Origin of the sequence: Advenella sp. RU8, from assembly GCF_048381675.1 — a bacterium.
Classification (GTDB): Bacteria; Pseudomonadota; Gammaproteobacteria; order Burkholderiales; family Burkholderiaceae_B; genus Advenella.
Genome location: NZ_JBLWIS010000005.1, coordinates 75,666 through 92,984 on the forward strand (window position 1 = coordinate 75,666; position 17,319 = coordinate 92,984).

17 protein-coding genes and 1 riboswitch are annotated in these 17,319 nt (G+C 51.1%); of the genes, 7 read left to right on the forward strand and 10 right to left on the reverse strand.

All coding sequences use genetic code 11. The features are described 5' to 3' along the window. The first annotated feature begins 89 nt into the window (after positions 1-89). From ACM5Q9_RS08130 to ACM5Q9_RS08145, 4 genes are all read left to right on the forward strand, one after another. Positions 90-1,694, forward strand: a complete 1,605-nt coding sequence (locus ACM5Q9_RS08130; RefSeq protein ID WP_418144232.1) for a rhodanese-related sulfurtransferase — start codon at positions 90-92, stop codon at positions 1,692-1,694. Between the two features lie 134 nt (positions 1,695-1,828). Then, entirely contained in the window at positions 1,829-2,797 is a 969-nt protein-coding gene (locus tag ACM5Q9_RS08135) for a tripartite tricarboxylate transporter substrate binding protein (RefSeq protein WP_418144233.1), read from the forward strand. Between the two features lie 134 nt (positions 2,798-2,931). Beyond that, positions 2,932-3,513: an FMN reductase gene (gene msuE / locus ACM5Q9_RS08140; RefSeq protein ID WP_418144234.1), complete on the forward strand. Its 582-nt coding sequence runs from the start codon at positions 2,932-2,934 to the stop codon at positions 3,511-3,513. 171 nt (positions 3,514-3,684) lie between these two features. Beyond that, positions 3,685-4,470 (forward strand): exodeoxyribonuclease III, encoded by a 786-nt coding sequence (locus ACM5Q9_RS08145; protein ID WP_418144235.1) that lies wholly within the window; start codon positions 3,685-3,687, stop codon positions 4,468-4,470. A 155-nt stretch (positions 4,471-4,625) separates the two neighbouring features. Here the strand turns inward: ACM5Q9_RS08145 and ACM5Q9_RS08150 are convergent, their stop codons facing one another. The 4 genes from ACM5Q9_RS08150 to ACM5Q9_RS08165 form a co-directional block, all read right to left on the reverse strand. Then, positions 4,626-5,930 carry an AmpG family muropeptide MFS transporter gene (locus ACM5Q9_RS08150; RefSeq protein WP_418144236.1) on the reverse strand — a complete coding sequence of 435 codons (1,305 nt, stop codon included), beginning with the start codon at positions 5,928-5,930 and terminating at the stop codon, positions 4,626-4,628. 45 nt (positions 5,931-5,975) lie between these two features. Next, on the reverse strand, positions 5,976-6,608 hold the full coding sequence (metW, locus tag ACM5Q9_RS08155; RefSeq protein WP_418144237.1) for a methionine biosynthesis protein MetW: 633 nt from the start codon (positions 6,606-6,608) through the stop codon (positions 5,976-5,978). Next, positions 6,605-7,795, reverse strand: coding sequence for a homoserine O-succinyltransferase MetX (metX, locus tag ACM5Q9_RS08160; RefSeq protein WP_418144238.1), 1,191 nt, complete (start codon positions 7,793-7,795; stop codon positions 6,605-6,607). The genes metW and metX overlap by 4 nt, the downstream gene beginning before the upstream one ends. Continuing rightward, positions 7,785-7,863, reverse strand: a riboswitch (SAM riboswitch). Its footprint overlaps the gene before it by 11 nt. A gap of 40 nt (positions 7,864-7,903) precedes the next feature. Then, positions 7,904-8,413, reverse strand: coding sequence for a hypothetical protein (locus tag ACM5Q9_RS08165; protein WP_418144239.1), 510 nt, complete (start codon positions 8,411-8,413; stop codon positions 7,904-7,906). A 95-nt stretch (positions 8,414-8,508) separates the two neighbouring features. Here ACM5Q9_RS08165 and gshA point away from each other — a divergent pair, with 95 nt between their 5' ends. Then, positions 8,509-10,062: a glutamate--cysteine ligase gene (gene gshA, locus ACM5Q9_RS08170; protein WP_418144240.1), complete on the forward strand. Its 1,554-nt coding sequence runs from the start codon at positions 8,509-8,511 to the stop codon at positions 10,060-10,062. Positions 10,063-10,298: 236 nt separating this feature from the next. Next, positions 10,299-10,673, forward strand: coding sequence for a hypothetical protein (locus ACM5Q9_RS08175; RefSeq protein ID WP_418144241.1), 375 nt, complete (start codon positions 10,299-10,301; stop codon positions 10,671-10,673). Here the strand turns inward: ACM5Q9_RS08175 and ACM5Q9_RS08180 are convergent. The 5 genes from ACM5Q9_RS08180 to ACM5Q9_RS08200 are packed head-to-tail and all read right to left on the reverse strand — an operon-like array spanning position 10,670 to position 15,358. Then, entirely contained in the window at positions 10,670-11,239 is a 570-nt protein-coding gene (locus ACM5Q9_RS08180) for a class I SAM-dependent methyltransferase (RefSeq protein WP_418144242.1), read from the reverse strand. The genes ACM5Q9_RS08175 and ACM5Q9_RS08180 overlap by 4 nt on opposite strands. Positions 11,240-11,273: 34 nt before the next feature. Continuing rightward, entirely contained in the window at positions 11,274-12,059 is a 786-nt protein-coding gene (locus ACM5Q9_RS08185) for a GntR family transcriptional regulator (RefSeq protein ID WP_418144243.1), read from the reverse strand. A 19-nt stretch (positions 12,060-12,078) separates the two neighbouring features. Then, positions 12,079-13,119 carry a 4-hydroxythreonine-4-phosphate dehydrogenase PdxA gene (gene pdxA / locus ACM5Q9_RS08190; protein ID WP_418144244.1) on the reverse strand — a complete coding sequence of 347 codons (1,041 nt, stop codon included), beginning with the start codon at positions 13,117-13,119 and terminating at the stop codon, positions 12,079-12,081. Then, a complete protein-coding gene (locus ACM5Q9_RS08195) occupies positions 13,116-14,333 on the reverse strand; it encodes a four-carbon acid sugar kinase family protein (RefSeq protein ID WP_418144245.1) in 1,218 nt (405 codons plus the stop codon). The genes pdxA and ACM5Q9_RS08195 overlap by 4 nt, the downstream gene beginning before the upstream one ends. Then, a complete protein-coding gene (locus ACM5Q9_RS08200; protein WP_418144246.1) occupies positions 14,330-15,358 on the reverse strand; it encodes a 2-keto-3-deoxygluconate permease in 1,029 nt (342 codons plus the stop codon). Before ACM5Q9_RS08200 ends, ACM5Q9_RS08195 begins: the two co-directional genes overlap by 4 nt. 405 nt (positions 15,359-15,763) lie before the next feature. Between ACM5Q9_RS08200 and ACM5Q9_RS08205 the strand changes: the two genes are divergently transcribed. Then, positions 15,764-16,135, forward strand: a complete 372-nt coding sequence (locus ACM5Q9_RS08205; protein WP_418144247.1) for a DUF6746 family protein — start codon at positions 15,764-15,766, stop codon at positions 16,133-16,135. 136 nt (positions 16,136-16,271) lie between these two features. Here ACM5Q9_RS08205 and ACM5Q9_RS08210 read toward each other — a convergent pair whose 3' ends face one another. After that, positions 16,272-17,273, reverse strand: a complete 1,002-nt coding sequence (locus tag ACM5Q9_RS08210) for a linear amide C-N hydrolase (protein ID WP_418144248.1) — start codon at positions 17,271-17,273, stop codon at positions 16,272-16,274. Between the last annotated feature and the right edge of the window lie 46 nt (positions 17,274-17,319).

Genomic DNA, 17,319 nt, shown 5'->3' on the forward strand with positions numbered 1-17,319 from the left:
TCCATTAACTTAATTAAAAATAATCATATACCTGTTCATGGCTTGATGTCAGCTTATCCATGAACTTGAACTCATAAGGAAATCAGTAAATGACAATCCATGCCTATCCTGTACTCAGTGCCGCCACCGTCCGAGAAAAACTGCTGGCACGCAATGAAATTGCACTGATTGATGTACGTGAAGAAGACCCCTATGCACAAGAACACCCGCTATGGGCCAGCAATTTTCCGCTGTCCCGCCTGGAACTGCAGGCGTGGCGCCGCATCCCCAGACGGGATACGACGATTGTGGTATATGGTGAAGATGAATTGGAAGACTTGGCACCCCGTGCAGCACAGATTCTGTCCGGGCTGGGTTATACCCGGGTATTTATTCTGGAAGGCGGCCTTGAAGGATGGCGCGCTGCGGGCGGTGAAATTTTCAGGGATGTTAATGTTCCCAGCAAATCATTTGGCGAGTGGGTTGAACATCATAAAGACACACCATCCCTAAGCGCCGAGGAAGTCAAAAAACGGCTAGAAAGCGATACTGATACGATTGTTCTGGATGCACGCCGCTTTGATGAATACCAAACCATGAACATTCCAGGCTCAATCAGTGTGCCGGGCGCAGAGCTGGTGCTGCGGGCACGAGCACTAGCCCCCAACCCATCAACCCCGATTATCGTCAATTGCGCAGGCCGCACCAGAAGCATCATAGGTACCCAATCATTGGTCAATGCAGGCCTTCCCAACCCGATTGCCGCACTGCGCAATGGCACGATTGGCTGGACACTGGCCGGCTACGAACTGGAAACCGGGGCAAACAGAAAATTCCCTGACAATATTGACAGGCAGGCTCTTGAATTGGCTCAGGCTGATGCGCGCCGTGTCGCCGATGCCGCCGGGGTCAGGCACATTACGATCGACTCGCTGCCGCAACTGCAGGAAAAGGGCCGTACCACTTACCTCATTGATGTACGAACACCCGAAGAATATAAAAACGGTCATTTAGCCGGCTTTATCAATGTACCGGGTGGACAACTGGTCCAGGAAACCGATCACACCGCCCCCGTCAGGGGAGCACGAATTGTTCTGGCAGACCTGGATGGCGTACGGGCAAACATGTCTGCCTCATGGCTTGCGCAAATGGGCTGGGAAACCTTTGTCATTGAACCTGCCGATCCCGAGGATTTTACGGTCAAAGGTGAAACCTCAAACCCTGCTCCTGAACCAGGCAAAACACAGGAAATTTCAGCCTCACAACTTCAGGAAATCCTTAACGCTGATGAAAATGAAAACTACCTGATTTTTGATTTTACAACTAGTGTCAATTACCTGAAGCGTCATATTCCTGGCGCCCGATTTGCCCTGCGCAGCCACATCGGAAGATTAGTTGCAGCCCAGCCAGCCGACAAAAAATTCATTTTCACATGTGGCTCAAGCCAACTGGCCCGCTTTGCCGCGAATGATGCACAGGCCCATACTTCAAGCCCTATCTTTGTATTGAATGGAGGCACCCAAGCCTGGATAGATGCAGGCCTGCCACTGGAGCATGGCCCAAGTCATCTGGCCAGCCCCGCTATTGACCGATATCGCCGTCCTTATGAAGGCACCGATGCCCCGGCCAGTGCCATGCAAGCTTATCTGGACTGGGAGTTTGGTCTTGTGGAACAACTGAACCGCGATGGCACCCATTTTTTTAATGTGCTGTAAGGGCGACTGCACGCTTGATTGCCAGCATGCCTTTCGTGCTGGCCAGACCATAAGCTCTATCCATTAATCATGGCCAGATTCATATTAGTGCTGAAATGGCCTTATTAAAGAAATTGAAATCCAGAAGAATTGAAATGAAAATACCAAATAAAATCAAGACACTGTTTACCATTTTTACCCTTGCATTCACAACCCTCTCGAATGCAGAAACCTACCCGGATAAACCTATCCGCCTGGTCGTGCCCTACCCAACCGGTGGCAGTGTAGGCGTCGCAGCCAATATTATTCAAGAGCCGCTTGCCACGCAGCTAGGTCAAAGTGTCGTTATCGAATACAAAGGCGGCGCCGGTGGAACCATTGGTACATCACAAGTCGCTAAAAGTGATCCTGATGGCTATACCTTATTATTGACGCTATCCTCGCATACCATCAATCCAGCCATTTATGAAACACTGCCGTTTGACACCGAAAAAGACCTGACTCCCGTCTCCCTGGTGGCCTCGGCACCGCAAGTTCTGGTTGCAAACCCCTCATTCCCACCCTCCACCATCAAGGAATTGATCACGTTTGCCCAAAATTCGGACACCCCCTTGATTTATGGCTCTGCCGGTGTTGGCACACCTAGTCATATTGCCGTTGAATTATTCAAGAAAAGCTCAAAAACAGAACTGACACACGTTCCTTACCGTGGAGGTGGTCCTGCTACCATTGATGTACTGGGTGGACAAATTCCCCTACTCTGGGTTTCCTTGCCAGCCGTAACACAGCACATCAAATCAGGGAAACTGAAGGCGCTTGCCGTATCCACCACAAATCGCACCCCCGTGCTGCCCGATGTTCCTGCTGTCTCAGAAACACTGCCTGGCTTTAATGTGGATTCATGGTATGCCATGTTTGCACCAGCCAATACCCCTGAGACAATCATTAATAAAATTCAGACAATATTAGCTAACAGCACCAAAGACAAAGCGATACAAGAAGCGTTTCTAGCACAGGGTGCTGTAGCAGTTGGAGGCACGACTGCAGAGCTGGATCACATTGTAAAAACAGAAATCCCGCTATGGAGAGCGCTAGCAGCCGAAGCCAACATCAAGATTAACTGAAATACGATTTTGCTTTTTTTGAATCCTGTTTTTGTGAATCCTATTTGTTAATGCAATGAGTCAATTACTTAATCCTGGCTGAAGAATTCCTCAACGGCCAGAATTAATATACATCTAACCGAAAAGAGAACAACATGTCACAACCATTAACTACGGTCGTCATCAACGGCAGCTTGCACCGCCCATCCCGTACCGGTGTACTGCTGAATGAAATCGAGAAACAAATATCAAAGCGAGTTACGCTTGAAACTGAATTCATCGATCTAGTCGATCTGGTTCCCTATATTGGAACAGCACTTTCCGCCGATCATCTGAACGATTATGCAAAACAGGCTTTATCACGAATTGAAAAGGCCGATTTTCTAATCGTAGGGACTCCCGTATTCAAGGGCTCCATTCCCGGCCTGTGTAAACATTTGTTTGACCTGGTTGATATGAATGCCATCGCTGGCAAACCTGTTCTGCTGGCTGCAACCGGTGGCAGCACCCGACATGCGTTGATGATTGACCACCAGCTACGCACCCTGTTCGGGTTCTTTCATGCGCTTAGCCTGCCTGCCGGCATATACGCCACGCAGGAAGACATTGAGGATGGCCTGATTACAAGCGCTGCCCTAAGACAGCGCCTTGAACTGGTCGCCAATTTGGCAACACCTGTTCTGCAAGGCATCGCGTTACACCAACAAAATAAAGCGGAAGAACTGCTCCCTGCATAACCATATTTCAAAGGGACTAATCATTTTCCTTGCGCGGGTTTATGCTATTGTTGAGCCTTGGATACTGTTTGCCGAGACCCACCCAATGCATGGTTATTGGTGGGTTATTTATAATAACGGCAGTCATCTTTCCCAAGCAAACATAGCTTAAAAATAAAAGAGGAATTTATTTTGTTACGCGTTACCTCCATCAATGTCAACGGCATTCGTTCCGCCGCCAAAAAAGGACTTATTCCCTGGCTGGAAAAACATAATGCCGATATTGTCTGCCTACAGGAAATTAAAGTTAGCGACCCGGACCTGGTTAACGAATTGCGCAACCCGCTTGATTACCGCGGCTTTTTTTGCCACGCTGAAAAAAAAGGCTATAGCGGGGTAGGCATTTATACCCGCCAAGATGTACCGGTAGCAACCGGCATGGGCTGTGATGAATTTGACGCGGAAGGCCGGCTGATCCGTGCCCGCTGGGATGACCTGACCGTTATCAGTGCCTACCTGCCTTCAGGCTCCAGTAGCGAAGAACGGCAAGCGGCCAAGTTCCGTTTCCTGGACAAATTCGGTCCCTGGATTGATGCCATGATGGAAGACCATCTAAAAACCGGTCACAACTACATCATTTGCGGTGACTGGAATATCGCCCACAAGGAAATTGACCTGAAAAACTGGAAAGGCAACCTGAAGAACTCGGGTTTTACACCGGAAGAGCGGGCCTGGATGTCAGATGTCTTTGACCGCCGGGGTTTTGTGGATGTGTTCAGGAAGCTGAACCCCGAGCCCGACCAATACACCTGGTGGAGCAACCGTGGCCAGGCCTGGGCCAAAAACGTGGGGTGGCGGATTGATTACCAAATTGCAACCCCGGGCATTGCCGACAAAGCCGTGGCCACCTCTATTTATAAAGACGAGCGTTTTTCAGACCACGCACCGCTAACGATTGATTACGACATTAGCCTTTAAGCTTACCGGCAGGACTGGCAAGGCTGACCTAGATACCGACATTATTGCCCGCTCAGGGTTCGTACGTGTTCCCATGCAGGAGTGAACTGACCCCAAAAAGTTGGACACCCATTCAACTTTTAGGGGTCAGTTCAGAGCGTGGGAATGCATACATATTAGCGAGATGCAGTAGACATTCCTGCTTCGGTTTCAGCGCCCGCATCTTCCGTTTCTTGCGGCCGGTCCAACCGGTTAAGCTCCTTGCGGCGAAACCACAACAGCAACAAACCGGGCAGCGCAATAAACACCGTAAAAATAAAGAATCCGGGCCAGCCAAACGATTCCACCAGTGGCGGGGTCAGGGGACCTGCCAGAAAAACGCGTCCCACTGAAGACAAAGCCGATAACAGGGCAAACTGGGTAGCCGTAAACTGCTGGTGACACAAGGCCATTAACAGCGCCACAAAAGCGGCCGTCCCCAAGCCCCCACACAGGTTTTCCAGGCCAACCGCAAGCGCCATCACAGGAATGCTTTGCGGCATAATGGCAACCACCCAATATGCCAGGTTGGATACTGCCTGCATTACCCCAAAAAACATCAACGAACGGTAAAGGCCCAGCTTGCTCATGATGGAACCCCCTACCAGGGCCCCAATGATGGTCGCGATAACGGCCAGGATCTTGTTGACCGAACCCACCACCTCGGGCGGAAAACCGGCCCCACGAATCAGGAAGGTCGTGGACAGGGCGCCGGCAAAGGCATCACCCAGTTTATAAAATACGATCAGGGCCAGAATGGACCATGCCTCGGGACGTGAAAAAAACTCCCGGAACGGCACGGTAAAGGCATCATAAATATTGCGCGGCGGCTGTATTCGTGAGTCATCCGGCTCAGGGGCCAGCCAGGTTAGCACGGCAAAACCGAACATCAACAGGCCCATGAGCAGATACATATTGGCCCACCCCAGCCAGACCGAGGCAATCACCAGCGCCAGACCTCCGGAAACAATCATCCCGATGCGATAGCCCAGCGTACGGATGGCCGCCCCCGCTGCCCGCTCTTCAGGTTTCAGCACTTCGGCGCTATAAGCATCGAAGGCAATATCCTGGGTAGCCGACAGAAAGGCCACCGCGGTAGCCAGCAAGGCCAGCACAAACAGGTTTTCAGACGGGCTGAACAGGCTCATGCAAGCAATGGTGATGCCCAAAGCAATTTGCGCAATCGCCATCCAGCCACGCCGCCGTCCCATGAAGGGAGGCACAAAGCGGTCAATGAGGGGAGCCCACAGGAATTTGAACGTATACGCCGCCCCCACCAGGGTCAGGAAACCGATTTCCTTGAGCGACACATTTTCAACCGTTGCCCAGGCCTGCAGGGTGCCTCCGGTCAGCGCCAGTGGCAAGCCACTGGCCACCCCGAGCAACAGCAATGGATAAACCCGGCGGCTCAGATAAGGTTGGATATAGTTGAAAATATGCATACTCCTTGATTGACCGGGCTATGTGTTAGGCGAAAGAAAAAAGATTTATTCCTTCGCCAAGGGCGCTGACTCAAAGTGATAAACCGCCAGCGTACTGCGCCAGCTTGGCAGGAAAGCAATTTCCCGATCCTCATTGAAGGTGGCGCGCTCGAGTATTTTAATCCCCAGTTGGCTGGTCAGCGCCTCAAAATCATGCAAGGTGCACAAATGAATATTAGGCGTGTTATACCACTGATAAGGCATTTGCCCGGTAACCGGCATGCGGCCGTTAAGAATAGACCAGCCATGGGTCCAATGCCCGAAATTGGGAAAAGACACAATACCGTAACGTGCCACCCGCGACATTTCCTTCAGGATATCTTCGGTATTCTTCATGGCTTGCAACGTTTGCGACAGCACGACCGTATCAAACTGCCGGTCGTCAAACATGGCCAGACCATCTTCCAGGTTTTGCTGAATGACCTCTACCCCTTTTTGCACGCAGGTAATGACATGATTATCTTCAATCTCAACGCCAACACCGGTTACACCCTTGCTATTTTGAACGTGTGCCAGCAAGGCACCGTCTCCACAGCCCAAGTCGAGTACACGGGTACCTTCCTTGATCCAGCTGGCAATCCGAATGAGGTCGGGGCGGATTTTTCCCTGATTGGGCCTTAAAACCGATTTTTTATTCATGCCGTTACCTCTGGAGCAAGATCAAGGGCCCGCACAATACGTTCGTAATACGCCTTAACGACGGCGTGATATCGGGGATCGGAAAGCAAAAAGGCATCGTGCCCATGTGGCGCGTCAATTTCGGCATAAGTGACTTTGCTTTGGTTCTTTAGCAGGGCACGCACCAGTTCACGGGAACGCTCGGGCGGAAAACGCCAGTCTGTGGTGAAAGAAACCGTCAGGAAATCGGCCTGGACATTTGCCAGCGCCTTGCTCAGGTCTCCACCATGACGGCGGGCCGGATCGAAATAATCCAATGCCCGGGTAATCAGCAAATAAGTATTTGCGTCAAAGTAACCGGAGAACTTTTCTCCCTGATAGCGAAGGTAAGACTCGACTTCGAACTCGACATCGTAGCCATAACGGAAACGGCCGTCTTCGGTGGGATTACGTTGCGCACGGCCGAATTTTTCGGCCATGTCATCATCGGATAAATACGTGATATGACCAATCATGCGGGCCACCGACAGGCCCCGTTTGGGCACGGTCTTGTGCGCATAATAGTCACCACCGTAAAACTCCGGGTCGGTAATGATGGCGCGCCGGGCCACTTCATTGAAAGCGATATTCTGGGCAGACAGGCTGCAGGTACTGGCAATGACCACGCAATGGGCCACCCGCTCGGGGCACTGGATTGCCCAGCTTAGGGCCTGCATGCCGCCCAGCGAACCTCCCATGACCGCCGCAAAGCGCTTAATGCCAAAATAATCAGCCACCCTGGCCTGCGCATGGACCCAGTCTTCGACAGTAAGCACCGGAAACGCCGCCCCCCACGGAGTGCCGGTTTGCGGATTAATGGAGGCTGGCCCCGAGGAACCGAAACAGGAACCCAGGTTATTGATGCCAATAACAAAGAAAATATTGGTATCCACCGGCTTGCCCGGACCCACCATGTTATCCCACCAGCCGATATCATTGGGATCGCTAGCCGATATGCCGGCCACATGATGGGAAGCATTCAGGGCATGGCACACCAGTACGGCATTCGATGCATTTTCATTGAGGGTGCCATAAGTTTCAATGGCAAGGGTATAGCTTTCAAGGACTTGCCCGCTTGCCAGGGGCAAGGGCTCTTGGAAGTCCAGGTAAACCGGACTGACAACACCAACGGATTGAGACAATTTTTTTTCAGGAATAGATTCGGCCATAAGGACCTCTTTAGCTGGATTTTTGAAGCGCCCGCAAGCAGATCAAGCAAATCGGCGCAAAACTTTGAAAGCATGATTCTAACATCTTCAACGGCATACGACAGGCATTTAGTTGATTTTCACCCCATCAAGAAACTGCCTGACCTGTTCTGCCGGTGCCTGGTTGTCTGCAGCCACATAGGCTTGGGCGATAATACCGTTGGCCGCCAGTATTTTGACATGCACATTGAAAACCTTGCCGTTTACCCCCTTGTAAAAACTGAATATTTCCCCAAAAGCGGGCGCCGGGTCGGGCATGGGTTCGCCCATGGTGTAGTAAACCGAAGCCATAAGTGCCCTGCCTTTTTGCTCAATTTTTGCCTGCTCGGCCACCATCTCCACCGGAAAGACACGATATCCCACGGCATACACCTCATCGCTGACCGTGGCAATCTGCATGGTAAACGGCATTTTTTCACCATCAAGCTCCACCTGCCTGGTTTGCTCCACCGGCCGGGCCGGAAACAAAGCCGTCAGATTGCCTTCCGCGGTATTCACGCTACGCCAGTCATACTCGGGCGAACAGGCACCCAGCAACACAAAGGACATAAGCAGAAAAAAACGGGTAATTACATTCATGTTGGGGATAAAAATATTATAAAAAATAATTTTCAGGCCAATTGGCCCACTTCTCCCTTAAAATCGAATTTTCGTCAGACGATTCAGGATTATTTGTGCAGCGCTTTACTCAATTACAACAACATCGCGACATCTTAACCCGAACCATGCGTGGAATTGAACGTGAAGGTTTACGTGTTAACCGGGAAGGTCATTTATCGCGTCAATCGCATCCGCTGGCGCTTGGCTCGGCACTTACACACCCTCATATTACTACCGATTACTCTGAATCGCTGCTTGAATTGATTACCGGTACCCACACCACCGTGGAATCCCTGTTGCAGGAACTGCGCCAGGTTCACCAGTTCGTGATGCAGCAGGTCAGCCAGGAAAGCCTCTGGATGCAATCAATGCCTGCTGTTTTGCCTTCCGAAGCAGAGATCCCTATTGCCTGGTATGGCACTTCCAATTCAGGCATGCTCAAGCACGTTTACCGCAGGGGTCTGGCCGAACGTTATGGCAAAAAAATGCAATGTATTGCCGGTGTGCATTACAACTTTTCCCTGCCGCCCGATTTATGGCACTTGCTTGAATACCAAGGCAATACCCACCAGGAACAGCAATCCAATGGCTACCTTGCCCTGATTCGCAACTTTACCCATTACTCATGGCTCCTGATGTATCTGTTTGGCGCCTCTCCGGCAGTTTCAAAATCATTTTTGGCTGATACCCCCCATGATCTGCAAACACTGGATCACGACACACTATACCTGCCTTACGCCACCAGCCTTCGCATGAGTGACCTGGGCTACCAGAATGATGCGCAGGCAGCCCTGACCCTTTGCTACAACGACCTAGGTTCTTTTGTTAGCAAAATGTACAATGCGGTCACCCAACCCTGGCCTGCCTACGAAAAGATTGGCACACACCGTGACGGAGAATGGATTCAGCTAAACACCAATGTCCTGCAAATAGAAAATGAATTCTATTCCAGCATTCGTCCCAAGCGCACCACGGCACGCGGAGAACGGCCGGTAACCGCACTCATGGAGCGCGGCATACAGTATGTTGAAGTCCGCTGCCTGGATATCGATCCCTTTGAACCGGTTGGCATTGCCGACACCACCTGTCACTTCATGGATGCCTTCCTGCTTTTCTGCGCAGTCAATGAGAGCCGTTGCTTACCGTTTGACGGCCCTTGTGAAATCTGCCAGGACAATTTCAAACATGTAGTGAAAAACGGTCGCAAACCGGGCTTGACCCTGAATAACGAAGGCAACAGCATAAGCCTGCAAGACTGGGGACACCAGATCCTGGACCAGGTAAATCTTTATGCCAAAGAACTTGATATTGCCTACAGTACAACCCAATACAGTGCTGCCGTAGAATTGCAGCGCCAGAAACTGGACAACGCCGGGCTTACCCCTTCTGCCCGCCTGTTGAGCGAACTGCGTGAAAGCGGCTTAAGCCTGCACGACTATACCTTGCTGAAGAGCCAGGAAAAGTCGGATGAACTACGATTTGCCGAATTGCCACCCGAAGTGGACCAGCAATTCAAAACCATGGCCCAAGACTCCATTCTTGAGCAAAAAGAGCTGGAAGCATCCGACACCGAAAGCTTTGAAGCTTATGTCGAACACTATCACGCATCCCTGAAAAAACCGGCCTGATGCGCTGGCGAATAGGCTGCCTGCCCGCACTTATAACAAGGCAGCCCCCGCCAGATGCAACATACCCCTCGTTCCCACGCTCCCGCAAGGGAAAAGACTGTCCAGCCAACAATAAAACGCGGCAGGCAACAATGCAACACCTGCCGCGAAAACGTTTCCACTTGGAAACTGTCACCGTTTTTTAACACAAGCCAAGGATAATGCCCACATAACATTTTGATTTATATGGGTGTCCCATGGAACAAGCCTATTTGTACAGAAATTTTGATGACCGCGTTCATAAAGACAATCCTTTCTATATAAACCTGGCCCTACCGTGCCAAAAAGAGGCCAATCCCGAATTTTATTCCCGCTCTGGCTGGCTCAGTGAAAAAGGCCTGAAAGAAGGCATCCCCCAAATCTTCAAGCACTACAATCCCAAGAGCGCCCTGCAATATGACTTGCTGATTCTTCGGCATTGCGCCAGAGGCAGCTATATCATCAGCCAGATCAAGGATGGCAGAAGCAATAAAAAAATTGCCCATTTCAATGATGAATATTTAATCAAGGCCAGGACCGCTTTCAAAGAACAACTCACGCAGTCTGCCCAGGAAACCCTGTCACACCTCTAAACCTGCAGTTTCTCGATAGCCAGCAAATAAGGAGGATTATTCTTCTGGTTGATGAACTGGTAGCGCAACACCTGAAAATACTGCTGGTCCAGACCGGTTACCAAAGCCTCAATGGCTTCCTGCTCTATTCTGCCTGGCTCATGGCCCGGGTAAATAACCAGCAATAACAAACCATGCTGCCGCAACAATGCCAGGCCCTGGGTAATGGCGGCCAGCGTGGTATCCGGTTGGGTAGTCAGCGCCTTGTTGCCACCCGGCAAATAGCCCAGATTAAAAATCACCGCCGACAAGGCCTGCCGCACATGCTTATGCATGTGCTGATGGCCTTCGCAAATCAACGCAACCTGATCATCCAAGCTGGCTGCCTGCAGGCGACGCCGTGTTTTATGCAAGGCCCGCTCCTGTATATCAAACGCATACACCTTGCCGCTGCCCCCCACACATTGGGCCAGCACCACCGTATCATGTCCGTTACCCATGGTGGCATCTACCGCCACATCACCCGGCTGCACCACCTGTCTTAAGAGCTGATGGGCAAAGGAAAGGACAGGCACTAACTGGGTCATGGCAGGATAAATAACGAGAATGATTGAAAAGCGGTTACTTTAGCACGCGCTGAAAGTTTTTCACCTGAATCTTGTTTTCCAACGAAGCATCAACGGCAATATCAAACACCACTTTGTCTTCACGGTGCCAAGCGGTAAACCACTCCATTGGTAAACCGTGCTGGTCATAGTAACTGGCCTGCAATTGCAATAAAGGGCTATTGTTTTTAACCTGCAGGTAAGCCGCCAGTTTTTTATCAGCGGCAACAATCTGAATCTGGTTTCTTCCCTGTTCAGGTTTACGATTGAACTGTTTGTGTAGCTGCTGGTGCAACGAATCATTAGTCAGGTCCGCCTGCGTCAAGGTGTTAAATTCAATAGGCAACCAGGTTTGCACATAAGAGATGGGCTCTTCATTGATATAACGCAGCCGCTCAAGCAATAACCCATCCGGAGCCCCGTAAAACCCGGCCACGGCATCGGGAAACACGCCTTTTTCCAAACGCAAGACTTCGGTTCTGAGCGTTACTCCCTTGTCTTCAAGCTGGGAGTGAAGACTGAGGGAGTTTTGCAAATTACGCCGGTGCTTGACGCGAGGCGCAACCACCGACGTGCGTCCCGCCTGTTTAAGGATATAACCATCCTCAACCAGAATCGCCAGGGCCTGGCGCACCACACTGCGGGCCACATTAAAGTGTGCGCTCAAGGCATTTTCGCTGGGAATCGCACTGCCAGGTGGCAATTGATTATTGGTAATAGCCTGTTTCAGGCTTTGCACCACCTGCTTGTACAACGCATTTTTGCCTTTATTTTCGTCTGAAAGTTTTTCCAGATACAGCACGATTCCTCCGGTAATTGATTTAAGCCTCGGTGCGGGAGGCGGCTTCCCAAACGGTTGACCAGCCCAGGGACAGGCTGGCGGCACGTTCTGCAGCCAGTATCAGGCTGTCTTCGCGTGCAATATTTTTACCGGCAATATCAAATGCCGTACCGTGATCAACCGAAACACGCACCACCGGCAAGCCTACCGTAATATTCACGCCATCATCTCCGTAAACCGCCTTGAAGGGAGCATGACCCTGGTCATGATAACAGGCAACCAGGAATTTCCACTTGCCACGCACGGCCTGGGGCCAAAGTGCATCGGCCGGAATCGGACCCACAGCGTTAATGCCTGCCGCCCTTGCCTTTTCAATGGCAGGTGTCAGGATGGCACTATCTTCGGTACCGAAAATATTGTTTTCTCCGGCATGGGGATTCAAACCGGCCACGGCAATCGGCTCATCCTGACGATTCAGGGCCTTGGAAAAGGCATGAACCAGTTCAAGGATGTCATCCATGCGCTTGGGATTGGTGTCTTCAATGGCCTGACGCAGGGAAACGTGAGTGGTTGCATGAAACACATACAAATCACCGGCCGACAGCACCAGTGAATAGTTTTTCACCCCAAACTCATGGGCCAGCAGTTCGGTATGGCCGGGCCATTTGTATCCACCCAAATGCATGGCAGCCTTGTTCAGGGGGGCAGTCACGATGCCATCAACTTCGCCTTTACGGGCCAAGTCGCAGGCCTTCATCACAAACAATGCCGAACCGGCACCGGCCCGGGCATCCAGCTTGCCCAACTCAACGTCTTCCAGTGACGGGCCAACCTGAATCACTTCTATGGTGCCCGCTTCGTTGCTGGCCTGTGCCGGAGACTGGATCTCGCGCACCTTGCCGGCATCCACATTCAAACCTGCCGCCGCTTTGCGCAAGGCGGCCACATCACCAATCACCACAAATTTTGCTTTCTGCCTGAGTTCAGGGTGATTCAGCAACATCTTTGCCGTAATTTCAGGGCCAATACCGGCCACATCACCAACGGTTACCGCCAAAACGGGCAATCTTTTTTCACTCATTTAAATTTCCTTTCCATCAGGTTTTCTGCCGCCTGAATCAATATGTCGTCGGCACCAAAACCGCCTGCTTTCGTTACAATAGGCATACCGGCATAATCGCCACCAATCAGGGTACCCAAGGGCACACCGCCAGAAACCTCATCAAGCAGACGAATGCCAGTTGCCTGCAAGGCTTTCATGACCTGTTCCGCACCGTCACCACCGGTTCCGATGATTCCTTTGACATTAAACGTATTGACAATATCCAGCGCAAACCGGGCAAGCCGCCATGCCACCATTTCAGGGGATAAACCGGGATACTGCCCCTCTGGCGCCACAAGGGCCACGACCTGTTGGCCCTTCTGCAAAGCCTGGCGGCAACTGTCCAGCGCCTGGCTTTTCCAGTCATCAAAGGCCGCCTGATTATTCAAGACCTCAAGCGTGGGCAACATGACCAGGCCACCACGCTCTTGCAATACCCGCACTTGCCTGCGGGTGGCACTATGCTGGGAGGTCACGACAGCCAGCACAATCCCTTCCTGATCCATACGGTGGGCCCATGCTGCCGCCATGGCCATGGCCAGTCCGCCAGCACCAACGGGCAACGCCTGTTCACCCAAGAGCACAATGGCCCGGGCCAAACGTTTCAGATCCTGATTGGTGACGGCATCCACGACAACCGTATGACCACTTTGACGGATTTTTTCAGCCAGCGTTTCCGCCGTATCGCTTTGCTGTGGACTGATCAGAGTGCAGCCAAGCAGGCTGGGAATATGGCTTTGCGTAACGGGCGTAACCGGATCACTGCCTGCCGATGTTTCGGTTACGGGAACGCCATTGACCAGCAACACGCCCGCTTCAACCGTTCTACCGGTTGCCGGAAAAGCGGGACAGACCACAGCCACCGCATTGTCATGCCAGTGTTGCCTTGCGGCGTCAATCTCTGCCAGAAACGGGCCACGTAAGGTAGAGTCGACCTTTTTGAATAAATAACGAACCCCATATGCCTTGAGCGTCCTGATTTCGCTGGCAACCGCCTGAGCGGCTGCCTCTGCCGCCAAGCCCCGGCTGTTACTGTTGATCGACACGACGTCAGCATGAATACCTGGCTGGGAAAAGGCTTCTTTGGAGCCCCCGACATACAACTGGGTTTCCCAGCCGCAACGCACAAACTGTACGGCGGAATCACCCGCGCCGGTCAGATCATCGGCGATGATGGCTATTTCAGGTTTCATAATTTAACGACACCGTCTGTTGCCAGGCCGTCATCGGCAATAATGGTGGCATCCTCTACCGGCTTCAGTTCAGCGGACTTTTTCAGGAACCAGGAAGCCAGCACGGGCGCCATGATGGAACTGATCAACACACATGCGGCAACCTGTGCGGTCGCTGTTTCCACATACACCAGAAAACGCGGATCGGCAGCCGCCACGATGGCCGGTGTTGCAATGGCATTACCGGCGGTAGTACCCGCGGCAAAGCCGATACCGCTTTTGCCACCACGTTTCAACACGTATTTATAGCCCAGATAAACCAGGAAGCCGGTGATGGGGCTGATCAGGAAGCCAAGAACAATACCTGTCATGCCACCGCTGACAATCGCACTCAGGTTAATGCCGGTACCCAGGGAAAAAGCGAAAAACGGAATCACGATATTAGGCACCGGCTCCAGCGTTTTACGCCACTGCACGTCCAGATTACCCACAATCACACCCAGAATGAACGGTACCAGGGCAGCCACCAGCGCAATCACGGGAATGTCGCCCAGGCCGGATGCACCCAAGAACAACAGGCTGAAGAACGGGCCATCATTAACCGCACTGGCAACATATGCGCCGCGGTCACGGTTATCACCATACTGCCCGGTATAGGCCAGCCACAGGCCGCCATTGCTGTTATCAAAGGCGGCCAGCAGGGCAAGAACGGATACCCCCAAAATACCATCAAGACCCACAAACGTACCCAGCAATACAATCAGGCTGGCAGGAATAATGGTTTTACAAAAAAGAATCGTGCCTGCCGTGGCCAGAATGGGGCCACCGGTACGCATATTGACCTGGGTGCCCGTGGCAAAAATCAGCAAGGCAATAAATGGCATTGCACTGTTTTTAAACAAGGCCGTTGTAAAACTGCCAATACCCAACACCTCGGGTGCAAAGGTGCCAAGAATGGAACCCAAAATCAGAGGGACAAGCATTAACCCTCCAGGGATCTTAAGCATTGTCTTGAACATAGGAAATGTGGAACGCTCTTGTGTCATTTACCGACCCAGCCTTACTTGGTTTAAGAATATGAATTTACTTGGTGAATAAACATGAAATCCGACCGCTCATGACTGGCCACCCATGGCTTGCTGAACTCCATCCTGTACGCACAGGCTGTACGTACAGGATGGGATTATTCTACTTTGTCATAAAATTGTCAACAACAAATTTAATTTGTAAAACCAATGACTTACCAGCTCAACAGAAAAAACCAGAATTATGAAATATTGCTTTGCTGACTATATTTCTACCAAATCCAGTTTTTTTCCTGCCTGTAAAAAACGGATCTCTTAAATTAAGTTTTATTGATTTTAATCAAAACAATCTTCAGAAAGGTTCAATAGCATATCAATATAGTTGATAATGATTCTCATTATCTTCTCAAAACAAGAAGGATTTTTATGAAAAAACTATTGAAGACAGCAGTACTGGGCTTTGGGTTGATGCTTTCCACCGGTGCGCTGGCAAACGAGCGGGCTCCCCACTTCAAAGGAGAACCCTCCGAAACCTTGGCCCAGGCTGTTGCCAACTTTTCAGAATACAATCAAAAGCTCAGCGGCATACTTGAACAGGACCTGACAGCTGAAAACATGGCCAAAATCCACCAGTTAACCTACACCATAGAAAATGCCATTGCAAAAATCAAAGAAGAAGTAGATACCATGGCCGACAACCTGGAAGCAGTGCACATTGCTTCGGAAACCATGGATACCAATACGGCAAAAACCAAAGGTAAAGCCTATCTGGAAGCGGCAGGCACATTGGTCAAATAAATGGCGTGGCTTATCGCGCACTTGAACAATATTAAAAAACCCCAAAAAACTGAAAACATGTCCAGTTTTTTGGGGTCAGGCCAAAAGCGTATCCGGAGAAAACCGGATATCTAAGCACCTGTGCTACTGCACGGTGCTATTTGCCAGCACCCGCTGACAAAAAGGCAAATGGCTGGGCTTGTTCAAAAGAGGACGAGACTTCGCCTGCATACACCTTGCTTGCCATGGGTCCCAAATCCAGCTTCAGGGCTTTGGATGGATCCATGCCAAAATCGATTTTTTTCAGGTCTACCCAAAAAGTGTTGGGACTGAACGCCGATTCAAAAAAATAATTCAAATGTTTGTGATCAACCACGGTTCGCCAGCGGGTTGACGATATGTTCGGCTCTGTTTCAGAAGCAATACCATAAGGCACCGAAACATTCCGGATGACCCCAAACATACTGGCCAAGGAGTCGGCAATCGGCGCTTTTTGCGGGATGGCATCCACATAAAACGAAGCACGCACGAAACGGTCCGCCGCCCGATTGGTACCCGGCAACATCACGGTGCCGCCAATTTGTTTCCAGTAAGCGTTAAGCGCCAGCTGATCATTAAATGTGGGAGAGTTGGTCATGACCTGATATTTCCGGTCATGGTGAATCACCTGCTTGCCACCAATATATTCAATAATGGCGCTGTCTCCGGAGGCATCCGACAACGAAAGATGCAAAGTCGCCAGACGGCCCTGCCCCGGAACCTGATCGGTGACCAGGGTAAAGGGTTCTTTTTCCAGTGCTTTGACGGCCTCATCGACCGTGGCGAAACTATCCAGCATGTATTGCGCCCACAGGGAAATGTTCAAGCCGGGTTTGCTTTCCGGCGTAAATGCCGGGTATTCTGATTCGACCAGCCACAACAGGTTAACTGCCAGGCCTTTTTCATTGAGCCCGTCAGTGGTGGCAATATCATAACCCGTGGCAACCAGACTGCCATACTTGGACTCCCAGGAAAGAGAGTTTGCGCCTGCCTGCCCTTCCCGTTTCACCCCACGGGGCAATGCCCATAGATTGGTGCCCAAATCCATTTTCCAGTCCATTGAGCGAGCAGTAATAATCTGCTGCTCTTCGCCCAAATAAACCACTCGTGTACATGCCATAGCTAGTATTATTCCAAATATAATTACTTTAAAATCAAAAAGATCG

What these genes read in the sequence shown, in the direction of transcription:
- ACM5Q9_RS08150 (WP_418144236.1), bottom strand. Translation starts at nt 5,930, where the DNA reads ATGCATATTTTCAACTATATCCAACCTTATCTGAGCCGCCGGGTTTAT.
- pdxA (WP_418144244.1), bottom strand. Translation starts at nt 13,119, where the DNA reads ATGAGTGAAAAAAGATTGCCCGTTTTGGCGGTAACCGTTGGTGATGTG.
- metX (WP_418144238.1), bottom strand. Translation starts at nt 7,795, where the DNA reads ATGGCCGAATCTATTCCTGAAAAAAAATTGTCTCAATCCGTTGGTGTT.
- ACM5Q9_RS08205 (WP_418144247.1), top strand. Translation starts at nt 15,764, where the DNA reads ATGAAAAAACTATTGAAGACAGCAGTACTGGGCTTTGGGTTGATGCTT.
- msuE (WP_418144234.1), top strand. Translation starts at nt 2,932, where the DNA reads ATGTCACAACCATTAACTACGGTCGTCATCAACGGCAGCTTGCACCGC.
- ACM5Q9_RS08180 (WP_418144242.1), bottom strand. Translation starts at nt 11,239, where the DNA reads ATGACCCAGTTAGTGCCTGTCCTTTCCTTTGCCCATCAGCTCTTAAGA.
- ACM5Q9_RS08175 (WP_418144241.1), top strand. Translation starts at nt 10,299, where the DNA reads ATGGAACAAGCCTATTTGTACAGAAATTTTGATGACCGCGTTCATAAA.
- ACM5Q9_RS08130 (WP_418144232.1), top strand. Translation starts at nt 90, where the DNA reads ATGACAATCCATGCCTATCCTGTACTCAGTGCCGCCACCGTCCGAGAA.
- ACM5Q9_RS08165 (WP_418144239.1), bottom strand. Translation starts at nt 8,413, where the DNA reads ATGAATGTAATTACCCGTTTTTTTCTGCTTATGTCCTTTGTGTTGCTG.
- metW (WP_418144237.1), bottom strand. Translation starts at nt 6,608, where the DNA reads ATGAATAAAAAATCGGTTTTAAGGCCCAATCAGGGAAAAATCCGCCCC.
- ACM5Q9_RS08210 (WP_418144248.1), bottom strand. Translation starts at nt 17,273, where the DNA reads ATGGCATGTACACGAGTGGTTTATTTGGGCGAAGAGCAGCAGATTATT.
- ACM5Q9_RS08200 (WP_418144246.1), bottom strand. Translation starts at nt 15,358, where the DNA reads ATGACACAAGAGCGTTCCACATTTCCTATGTTCAAGACAATGCTTAAG.
- ACM5Q9_RS08135 (WP_418144233.1), top strand. Translation starts at nt 1,829, where the DNA reads ATGAAAATACCAAATAAAATCAAGACACTGTTTACCATTTTTACCCTT.
- ACM5Q9_RS08195 (WP_418144245.1), bottom strand. Translation starts at nt 14,333, where the DNA reads ATGAAACCTGAAATAGCCATCATCGCCGATGATCTGACCGGCGCGGGT.